The following is a 12,240-nucleotide window of genomic DNA, read 5'->3' on the forward strand; positions in this document are numbered from 1 at the left end:
TAATGCCTTTATGGTATATTTTATGTTGAATTAAATTTATAAAATACTGTTTGATTTTACGTAATTTCGAGAATTGATGTTTACTATCAGGAGATAAATTCAATAAAGTCAAAAAAATGACATTACCCATACATGCCCATTAGATATATATTGACCCTGTTTTATTGTGTGATAAATTCTCCATGCATATAAAAGGGGTCTGTATGAATATAATTGATTTAAGAGATGATTTAGTAGTCGAATCTGTACAAGGTTCTGTATATACAATTGATAATAAAGGAAACTTAGTTCAATTATATGCAGGTAGTCACCTTAATAAGGGCGATAAAGTTATTTTACAAAATGATGCTTCTTTTGACGCTCTTGTTCATAATCAAACTGTAACATTTGATAATAGTGCAGATAACATGACTGTTGAGGATTTGAAAAATTTACTCAATCAACAGTATGCTGCAACAGTACATCAAAATTATATCAATCAATCTCAACCAGATGATGATTTAGCTTCTTCTCTGTTAGTGAAGCAATCTCATAGTGTTGATCATCAAATTTCAAATAACGTAACCTTAGATACTATCCATAGAATGATTGAGGATGGTCAGGATCCAACGTTAGCACAACCTAAGCCTGCTGCTGGTAATGAGCTGAGCAGTTCGGCTCCTGGTTCTGTATATATCGATTATGACAACGATCAAATGTTGGCAGAGGCTGGGCATGATACTGCTTATAAGCCAACTAATAATCAAGAAAGAAAAGATTATATCGGAGGGGATGAGTCTCTTTTTCTTCCACCGCTGCATGCTGGCGTACAGATCCTTTCAATTGCTGAAGATAATGTTATTAACGAATCCGAAGCGCATTCAAAAGTATCTATTACAGGTACAGTATCTCAAGATGTCAAAGTCGGTGATATTGTCGAGTTATCATTAGATAAGCAGCCTATTGGCCATGCGACAGTGACTCTTGTTGATGGGGAACTAGTTTGGACGACATCTGTTGATGGTTCAACGTTAGTTAATGCTAATCTCGATTTAGTGACAGCGACAGTAACAACGCATGATTCACATGGTCGTACAGTAAGCGCAACAGACGATCACACTTACAGCATTGATACAGACATTGCTGCGAAGATTACTATTACTTCGATTGCAACAGATGATGTCATTAACGCTGATGAAGCGTACAGCAAAGTACCGGTTACTGGTACTGTGGGTGCAGATGTGAAAGCGGGTGATACGGTCATTGTGATGGTTGATGGCCACAAAGTGGGTGAAACTCAGGTTGTGGAGCAAGATGGCAAGCTAACGTGGACGGCGCAAGTCGATGGCAGCGTGCTAGAGCATGCAAGTGCTGATAGCGTAAAAGCTACGGTGACCACCACCGATGCGGCGGGTAATAGTGCCACCGCAACAGACGATCACACTTACAGCATTGATACAGACATTGCTGCGAAAATTACGATTACCTCGATTGCAACCGATGATGTCATCAATGCTGATGAAGCACACAGCAAAGTACCCGTCACCGGTACTGTGGGTGCAGATGTGAAAGCCGGTGATACGGTCATTGTGATGGTTGATGGTCACAAAGTGGGTGAAACTCAGGTTGTGGAGCAAGATGGCAAGCTAACGTGGACGGCGCAAGTCGATGGCAGCGTGCTAGAGCATGCAAGTGCTGACAGCGTAAAAGCTACGGTGACCATCACCGATGCGGCGGGTAACCGTGCAACTGCAACAGACGATCACCTTTACAGCATTGATACAGACATTGCCGCGAAAATTACGATTACCTCGATTGCGACCGATGATGTTATTAACGCCGATGAAGCGCACAGCAAAGTACCCGTTACCGGTACTGTGGGTGCAGATGCGAAAGCCGGTGATACGGTTATGGTGATGGTTGATGGCCACAAAGTGGGTGAAACTCAGGTTGTGGAGCAAGATGGCAAGCTAACGTGGACGGCACAAGTTGACGGCAGCGTGCTAGAGCATGCAAGTGCTGACAGCGTAAAAGCTACGGTGACCACCACCGATGCGGCGGGTAACCGTGCTACAGCAACAGACGATCACACTTACAGCATTGATACAGACATTGCTGCGAAAATTACTATTACTTCGATTGCAACCGATGATGTCATTAACGCTGATGAAGCGCAAAGCAAAGTACCGGTTACCGGTACTGTGGGTGCAGACGTGAAAGCCGGTGATACGGTCATTGTAATGGTTGATGGCCACAAAGTGGGTGAAACTCAGGTTGTGGAGCAAGATGGCAAGCTAACGTGGACGGCGCAAGTCGATGGTAGCGTGCTAGAGCATGCAAGTGCTGATAGCGTAAAAGCTACGGTGACCACCACCGATGCGGCGGGTAATAGTGCCACCGCAACAGACGATCACCTTTACAGCATTGATACAGACATTGCCGCGAAAATTACGATTACCTCGATTGCAACCGATGATGTTATTAACGCCGATGAAGCGCACAGCAAAGTACCGGTTACCGGTACTGTGGGTGCAGACGTGAAAGCCGGTGATACGGTCATTGTGATGGTTGATGGCCACAAAGTGGGTGAAACTCAGGTTGTGGAGCAAGATGGCAAGCTAACGTGGACGGCACAAGTCGATGGCAGCGTGCTAGAGCATGCAAGTACTGACAGCGTAAAAGCTACGGTGACCACCACCGATGCGGCGGGTAACCGTGCAACTGCAACAGACGATCACCTTTACAACATTGATACAGACATTGCCGCGAAAATTACGATTACCTCGATTGCAACCGATGATGTTATTAACGCCGATGAAGCTCACAGCAAAGTACCTGTTACTGGTACTGTGGGAGCAGATGTAAAAGCGGGTGATACGGTTACGGTCATTGTTGACGGTAAGACAGTCGGCACCACAACGGTTGAAAACCACGATGGCAAGCTAACGTGGACGGCACAAGTCGATGGCAGTGTGCTAGAGCATGCAAGTGCTGACAGCGTAAAAGCTACGGTGACCACCACCGATGCGGCGGGTAACCGTGCAACTGCAACAGACGATCACACTTACAGCATTGATACAGACATTGCTGCGAAAATTACTATTAGTTCGATTGCAACCGATGATGTGGTGAATGCTGATGAAGCACACAGCAAAGTACCGGTTACTGGTACTGTGGGTGCAGACGTAAAAGCGGGTGATACGGTTACGGTCATTGTTGATGGTAAGACGGTCGGCACCACAACGGTTGAAAACCACGATGGTAAGCTAACGTGGACGGCACAAGTCGACGGCAGCGTGCTAGAGCATGCAAGTACTGACAGCGTAAAAGCTACGGTGACCACCACCGATGCGGCGGGTAACCGTGCTACAGCAACAGACGATCACCTTTACAGCATTGATACAGACATTACCGCGAAGATTACTATTACTTCGATTGCAACCGATGATGTTATTAACGCCGATGAAGCACACAGTAAAGTACCCGTCACCGGTACTGTGGGAGCAGATGTAAAAGCGGGTGATACGGTTACGGTCATTGTTGATGGTAAGACAGTCGGCACCACAACGGTTGAAAACCACGATGGCAAGCTAACGTGGACGGCGCAAGTTGACGGCAGCGTGCTAGAGCATGCAAGTGCTGATAGCGTAAAAGCTACGGTGACCACCACGGATGCGGCGGGTAACCGTGCCACCGCAACAGACGATCACACTTACAGCATTGATACAGACATTGCCGCGAAAATTACGATTACTTCGATTGCGACCGATGATGTGGTGAATGCTGATGAAGCACACAGCAAAGTACCGGTTACTGGTACTGTGGGAGCAGATGTAAAAGCGGGTGATACGGTTACGGTCATTGTTGACGGTAAGACAGTCGGCACCACAACGGTTGAAAACCGCGATGGCAAGCTAACGTGGACGGCACAAGTCGATGGCAGTGTGCTAGAGCATGCAAGTGCTGATAGCGTAAAAGCTACGGTGACCACCACCGATGCGGCGGGTAACCGTGCAACTGCAACAGACGATCACCTTTACAGCATTGATACAGACATTGCTGCGAAAATTACGATTACCTCGATTGCAACCGATGATGTCATTAACGCTGATGAAGCACACAGCAAAGTACCGGTTACTGGTACTGTGGGTGCAGACGTGAAAGCCGGTGATACGGTTACGGTCATTGTTGATGGTAAGACGGTCGGCACCACAACGGTTGAAAACCACGATGGTAAGCTAACGTGGACGGCACAAGTCGACGGCAGCGTGCTAGAGCATGCAAGTACTGACAGCGTAAAAGCTACGGTGACCACCACCGATGCGGCGGGTAACCGTGCAACTGCAACAGACGATCACCTTTACAGCATTGATACAGACATTGCCGCGAAAATTACTATTACTTCGATTGCAACCGATGATGTCATTAACGCTGATGAAGCGCACAGCAAAGTACCGGTTACTGGTACTGTGGGTGCAGACGTGAAAGCGGATGATACGGTTACGGTCATTGTTGACGGTAAGACAGTCGGCACCACAACGGTTGAAAACCACGATGGTAAGCTAACGTGGACGGCACAAGTCGATGGTAGCGTGCTAGAGCATGCAAGTGCTGACAGCGTAAAAGCTACGGTGACCACCACCGATGCGGCGGGTAACCGTGCTACAGCAACAGACGATCACCTTTACAGCATTGATACAGACATTGCCGCGAAAATTACTATTACGTCGATTGCGACCGATGATGTTATTAACGCCGATGAAGCGCACAGCAAAGTACCTGTTACTGGTACTGTGGGTGCAGACGTGAAAGCCGGTGATACGGTTACGGTCATTGTTGATGGTAAGACGGTCGGCACCACAACGGTTGAAAACCACGATGGTAAGCTAACGTGGACGGCACAAGTCGATGGCAGCGTGCTAGAGCATGCAAGTGCTGACAGCGTAAAAGCTACGGTGACCACCACCGATGCGGCGGGTAACCGTGCCACAGCAACAGACGATCACCTTTACAACATTGATACTGACATTGCCGCGAAAATTACGATTACTTCGATTGCGACCGATGATGTGGTGAATGCTGATGAAGCACACAGCAAAGTACCGGTTACCGGTACTGTGGGTGCAGACGTGAAAGCCGGTGATACGGTCATTGTGATGGTTGATGGCCACAAAGTGGGTGAAACTCAGGTTGTGGAGCAAGATGGCAAGCTAACGTGGACGGCGCAAGTCGATGGTAGCGTGCTAGAGCATGCAAGTGCTGATAGCGTAAAAGCTACGGTGACCACCACCGATGCGGCGGGTAATAGTGCCACCGCAACAGACGATCACACTTACAGCATTGATACAGACATTGCCGCGAAAATTACGATTACTTCGATTGCGACCGATGATGTGGTGAATGCTGATGAAGCACACAGCAAAGTACCGGTTACTGGTACTGTGGGTGCAGACGTGAAAGCCGGTGATACGGTTACGGTCATTGTTGATGGTAAGACAGTCGGCACCACAACGGTTGAAAATCACGATGGTAAGCTAACGTGGACGGCACAAGTCGATGGCAGCGTGCTAGAGCATGCAAGTACTGACAGCGTAAAAGCTACGGTGACCACCACCGATGCGGCGGGTAATAGTGCCACTGCAACAGACGATCACACTTACAGCATTGATACGGATATTGCCGCGAAAATTACGATTACTTCGATTGCGACCGATGATGTGGTGAATGCTGATGAAGCACACAGCAAAGTACCGGTTACTGGTACTGTGGGTGCAGACGTAAAAGCCGGTGATACGGTTACGGTCATTGTTGATGGTAAGACAGTCGGCACCGCAACGGTTGAAAACCACGATGGCAAGCTAACATGGACGGCACAAGTCGATGGTAGCGTGCTAGAGCATGCAAGTGCTGATAGCGTAAAAGCTACGGTGACCACCACGGATGCGGCGGGTAACCGTGCAATTGCAACAGACGATCACACTTACAGCATTGATACAGACATTGCTGCGAAAATTACTATTAGTTCGATTGCAACCGATGATGTGGTGAATGCTGATGAAGCACACAGCAAAGTACCCGTTACCGGTACTGTAGGTGCAGACGTGAAAGCCGGTGATACGGTTACGGTCATTGTTGATGGTAAGACAGTCGGCACCACAACGGTTGAAAATCACGATGGTAAGCTAACGTGGACGGCACAAGTCGATGGCAGCGTGCTAGAGCATGCAAGTACTGACAGCGTAAAAGCTACGGTGACCACCACCGATGCGGCGGGTAATAGTGCCACTGCAACAGACGATCACACTTACAGCATTGATACGGATATTGCCGCGAAAATTACGATTACTTCGATTGCGACCGATGATGTGGTGAATGCTGATGAAGCACACAGCAAAGTACCGGTTACTGGTACTGTGGGTGCAGACGTAAAAGCCGGTGATACGGTTACGGTCATTGTTGATGGTAAGACAGTCGGCACCACAACGGTTGAAAACCACGATGGCAAGCTAACATGGACGGCACAAGTCGATGGCAGCGTGCTAGAGCATGCAAGTGCTGATAGCGTAAAAGCTACGGTGACCACCACGGATGCGGCGGGTAACCGTGCAATTGCAACAGACGATCACACTTACAGCATTGATACAGACATTGCTGCGAAAATTACTATTAGTTCGATTGCAACCGATGATGTGGTGAATGCTGATGAAGCACACAGCAAAGTACCCGTTACCGGTACTGTAGGTGCAGACGTGAAAGCCGGTGATACGGTTATTGTGATGGTTGATGGCCACAAAGTGGGTGAAACTCAGGTTGAGGAGCAAGATGGCAAGCTAACGTGGACGGCACAAGTTGATGGCAGCGTTCTAGAGCATGCAAGTACTGACAGCGTAAAAGCTACGGTGACCACCACGGATGCGGCGGGTAACCGTGCTACTGCAACAGACGATCACACTTACAGCATTGATACGGACATTGCCGCGAAAATTACGATTACTTCGATTGCAACCGATGATGTTATTAACGCCGATGAAGCGCACAGCAAAGTACCGGTTACCGGTACTGTAGGTGCAGACGTGAAAGCCGGTGATACGGTTATTGTGATGGTTGATGGCCACAAAGTGGGTGAAACTCAGGTTGAGGAGCAAGATGGCAAGCTAACGTGGACGGCACAAGTTGATGGCAGCGTTCTAGAGCATGCAAGTACTGACAGCGTAAAAGCTACGGTGACCACCACGGATGCGGCGGGTAACCGTGCTACTGCAACAGACGATCACACTTACAGCATTGATACGGACATTGTCGCGAAAATTACGATTACTTCGATTGCAACCGATGATGTTATTAACGCCGATGAAGCGCACAGCAAAGTACCGGTTACCGGTACTGTGGGTGCAGACGTGAAAGCGGGTGATACGGTTATTGTGATGGTTGATGGCCACAAAGTGGGTGAAACTCAGGTTGTGGAGCAAGATGGCAAGCTAACATGGACGGCACAAGTCGATGGCAGCGTGCTAGAGCATGCAAGTACTGACAGCGTAAAAGCTACGGTGACCACCACCGATGCGGCGGGTAACCGTGCAACTGCAACAGACGATCACCTTTACAACATTGATACAGACATTGCCGCGAAAATTACGATTACCTCGATTGCGACCGATGATGTGGTGAATGCTGATGAAGCGCACAGCAAAGTACCGGTTACTGGTACTGTGGGTGCAGATGTGAAAGTCGGTGATACGGTTACGGTCATTGTTGACGGTAAGACAGTCGGCACCACAACGGTTGAAAACCACGATGGTAAGCTAACGTGGACAGCGCAAGTTGACGGCAGCGTGCTAGAGCATGCAAGTACTGACAGCGTAAAAACTACGGTGACCACCACCGATGCGGCGGGTAATAGTGCCACTGCAACAGACGATCACACTTACAGCATTGATACAGACATTGCCGCGAAAATTACGATTACTTCGATTGCAACCGATGATGTTATTAACGCCGATGAAGCACACAGCAAAGTACCTGTCACTGGTACTGTGGGTGCAGATGTGAAAGCGGGTGATACGGTTACGGTTATTGTTGATGGTAAGACAGTCGGCACCACAACGGTTGAAAATCACGATGGTAAGCTAACGTGGACGGCGCAAGTCGATGGTAGCGTGCTAGAGCATGCAAGTGCTGATAGCGTAAAAGCCACTGTGACTACCACCGATGCGGCGGGTAATAGTGCCACCGCAACAGACGATCACACTTACAGCATTGATACAGACATTGCCGCGAAAATTACGATTACCTCGATTGCAACCGATGATGTTATTAACGCCGATGAAGCGCACAGCAAAGTACCGGTTACCGGTACTGTGGGTGCAGACGTGAAAGCCGGTGATACGGTCATTGTGATGGTTGATGGCCACAAAGTGGGTGAAACTCAGGTTGTGGAGCAAGATGGCAAGCTAACGTGGACGGCGCAAGTCGATGGTAGCGTGCTAGAGCATGCAAGTGCTGATAGCGTAAAAGCCACGGTGACCACCACCGATGCGGCGGGTAACCGTGCCACCGCAACAGACGATCACCTTTACAGCATTGATACAGACATTGCTGCGAAAATTACGATTACTTCGATTGCGACCGATGATGTGGTGAATGCTGATGAAGCACACAGCAAAGTACCGGTTACTGGTACTGTGGGTGCAGACGTAAAAGCCGGTGATACGGTTACGGTCATTGTTGATGGTAAGGCAGTCGGCACAACAACGGTTGAAAACCACGATGGCAAGCTAACATGGACGGCACAAGTCGATGGCAGCGTGCTAGAGCATGCAAGTGCTGATAGCGTAAAAGCTACGGTGACCACCACCGATGCGGCGGGTAACCGTGCAATTGCAACAGACGATCACACTTACAGCATTGATACAGACATTGCCGCATCTATCACCATTACCTCGATTGCGACCGATGACAATGTGACAGGCCCTGACTCTGAGCATAGCCAGACAATCATCGGTACGGTAGGTGGCGATGTGCAAGAGGGGGACCACGTCATCGTAAGTCTCGATGGCAAGGTATTGGGCACCGCGACAGTCCAAGCCGATAAGTCTTGGAGTTTGAACGTTGATGGTAAAGTCTTGCTGGATGCAGGCAGCGATAGCGTGACTGCAATGGTCGACATTCGCGATGCGGCGGGTAACCAGGCTCATGCAACGGCGACACATGATTATACTGTCGATGTATCTGCGAGCATTGATATTGACCCGATCACAGGCGATAACATCATCACTCAAAAAGAGGGGCATGAAAAAGTATTAGATGTAACTGGTAAAGTTGGTGGTCAGGCTCGTGAAGGGGATGAAGTTACAGTAACTATTGGTAATAACAAGTATATAACTCATGTTCAGAAAGACCTCACTTGGAGTATTGCTGTTGCTGGTATGGATATTTTACATGCCAATCAAGCGATCGCTAGTGTAACAACATCTTATAGCTCACATAACGTTACAGTTGATGCTGATGAGCCATATAAAGTTGATATTGGTGCTCTAGTCACTATTGATTCAATTGCAGAAGATAACATTGTGACTCAAGCTGAAGGTAAGAGCTCTGTAGTAATTAATGGTTCTGTAGGTGGTGATGTTAAAGATGGAGATATAGTCACATTAACAATTGATGGACAACAATTTACTGGTGAAGCTAAAGATGGTCGTTATCAGATTACCGTCGAAGGTAGTGCTTTATTAAAGGATAGTGATCGTATTGTAGAGGCTTCTGTCACTACAACTGATGGTGCTCATCATTCTGCTTCTGATACAGCAGAAAAATCATATCAAATAGATGGTGTGGTGATCCAAGCTGATAATGGTGATAACACTATAGTTGGTACAGTTGGCTCGGATTTATTAATTGGTGATCTAGATCCTGCTAAAATTGTTGATGTTCCAACTAATGTTAATTTTGTGATAGATACATCAGGCAGTATGTATTACGGTCGATTGTTAAACCTTGATTCTATTCATATGAATAGTGCTGAAAAGTATAAAGTCTTTGTAAATTATGGTGCAACATTGACCGCCGCTGATGGCACACAACTTTATAATGGTAGTTCTCAGAGTGGATGGGTTACAGTTACCTACGATCAGATGAAAGCTGGCTTGCAGTATGATGGTTATAGGGCAGAGGATCCAATCTATATTAAGTCATCAATAGGGGAAGATCAGACGTATAAGTTAACAGATTTTCCTTCTGTTTTTGATATGACAAAGCAGGCTTATCAAGTGTTAGTTGATGAGATCTTGACGAATACCAATGATAAAAGTTCTTTAAACTTTAATGTGGTTACCTTCAATAGCACTGTTGGGGGGGACTCATCGTTTCATTATGATGCTGAGAGTAATAGCTTTGTAAATAGTCGTGGTACCGATATTCATAATTATCTGAATTCTTTGATTGCTGGAGGTGGTACTGAATTTGAAGCTCCATTAAAAACTATTAGCGATCATATTGTTACAGATGGTAATACTAGAAATGTTGTTTACTTCCTAACTGATGGTAAGGACAATACAGGATTTAGTAATTCAGCTAATAATTCAGATTATGCGGCTTTAAAACATGCAGAGGTTATTTCAATTGCTGTTGGTCCATCAGGAGATGCAGATCAAGTTAACCAAATTGCTCAATTGGGTGAAGGGTATAACAATAATAATGACTCAGAGCCAAGCTATTCAAAAGTGATCACAAATACCAATGAGTTAACAGATATATTTAAAGACATCGGTCAACACTTCATTCCTGGTAGTGACACTATTACAGGAAGTGATGATAACGATGTGCTTGTTGGCGACGCTTTAAATATTCATTGGATGTATGACGAAGGATTGTTGCATGGACAATACCATGAGCCTGTAAAAGGTAAAGTTGATACATATCCTGCAACTATTATTAAACAATATTTAGCAGATGAAGCCCACAATGGCGATACTAACAAGGTTCTTACTTCTGATATTAACCATTTTATTGCCGACCACTTAGATAAATTTGGCAACAATGAATATGGTGGTAATGATCATATTAGTGGTGGTAAAGGCAATGATATCTTAATTGGCGATGGTGGTAATGACACTTTAGATGGTGGTTTAGGAGACGATCTACTTGATGGAGGCCTTGGTAATGACTTCCTAACTGGCGGGGCTGGTAACGATACCTTTATTTGGAGTGATCGTTCACTTGTAGCAAAAGATTCAGCAAATAATAATCCTATAGATCATATTAAGGATTTTGCTATCGGTGAAGACAAGATCGATCTAACCGATATTCTTGATAAGAGTGACAATACCACTATTGATGATTTGCTAAAGCATGTGAGTGCAGAAATTAAAGATGTCGGTAAAGATGATAAAGCTGATGTCGTATTGACAGTTCACAATAGTGATAGCTCAAAACAGGCAACCATTGTCCTAGATGACTTTGCTTCACACTCTGATTTAACAGGTATCACCAGCTCGAATGAGATTGTGCAACACTTGTTTAATGATCATGTCTTTAAATAACACTTAGCTTAAATATAAATAAAAGGCCCTTAAGTTCGATGAGCTTAAGGGCCTTTTGATGTCTCAAATCCAACTATTTCAGCAGGATATAAAATAAAACTTCATGATTTTAGTTACTGATAGTTATTATGGCTAGTTCATGCCAGCGATCTTTCATTGCACCATCAATGCCGAGTAGTATTTTAGGTTGATTTGTTTCTGGATCAACTAAAGCAACATCAATATAGTATTTGCCAATAGCAAGAGTACTTGGTAACGATAATTCATTGGTTATTTCATAACTAGGGGCTTGGCCATTGAGTTCTTCTGCTGGTTGCCACAGAGTGATATCAGTGTTGGTTTCAAATTCAATGGTACTATCAGAGCTTACTGAACGTAAACGCCAGCGAATAGGATAGTTATTGTAACTTGGCGCAACACCTACATTTTGCCACTGAGAGACAAGCTTAATGCGTTCTCCTGCATGGGCGGTTATAGGTAAGAGTAATTGTGTTAGCTCAAATCGGTATCCCAGTTTTTTTAGTGTATCTTGAACAATACCTTGATACATATCGGGTATTTTTTTTGATTTAGCATTAATTAATGAAGCGTGTTTTTTGAGAGTGTCCTGAATTCTGTGTAACTGTCTAAACTTAAACCTCAAAGGTTAAGGATGGACAATATGGATAAGAAAGCACTCGAAGCTTTTGCTCGTGAAGCAGCAAAGTCAATTAAGACAGAATCT

Annotated in this window: 2 protein-coding genes; one reads left to right on the forward strand and one right to left on the reverse strand. The window is 45.9% G+C overall.

Translation table 11 applies throughout. The annotated features are described in order from the left end of the window. Positions 1 to 203: 203 nt before the first annotated feature. A complete protein-coding gene (locus CTN07_RS08645; protein WP_170107344.1) occupies positions 204 to 11,516 on the forward strand; it encodes an Ig-like domain-containing protein in 11,313 nt (3,770 codons plus the stop codon). Positions 11,517 to 11,625: 109 nt separating this feature from the next. Here CTN07_RS08645 and CTN07_RS08650 read toward each other — a convergent pair whose 3' ends face one another. Then, positions 11,626 to 12,159, reverse strand: coding sequence for a DUF4832 domain-containing protein (locus CTN07_RS08650; RefSeq protein WP_470381921.1), 534 nt, complete (start codon positions 12,157 to 12,159; stop codon positions 11,626 to 11,628). Between the last annotated feature and the right edge of the window lie 81 nt (positions 12,160 to 12,240).

It is taken from the genome of Photobacterium damselae (assembly GCF_003026815.1).
Classification (GTDB): domain Bacteria; phylum Pseudomonadota; class Gammaproteobacteria; order Enterobacterales; family Vibrionaceae; genus Photobacterium; species Photobacterium damselae.

Coding starts and splice junctions, on each gene's coding strand:
- CTN07_RS08645 (WP_170107344.1), top strand. CDS start 204: ATGAATATAATTGATTTAAGAGATGATTTAGTAGTCGAATCTGTACAA.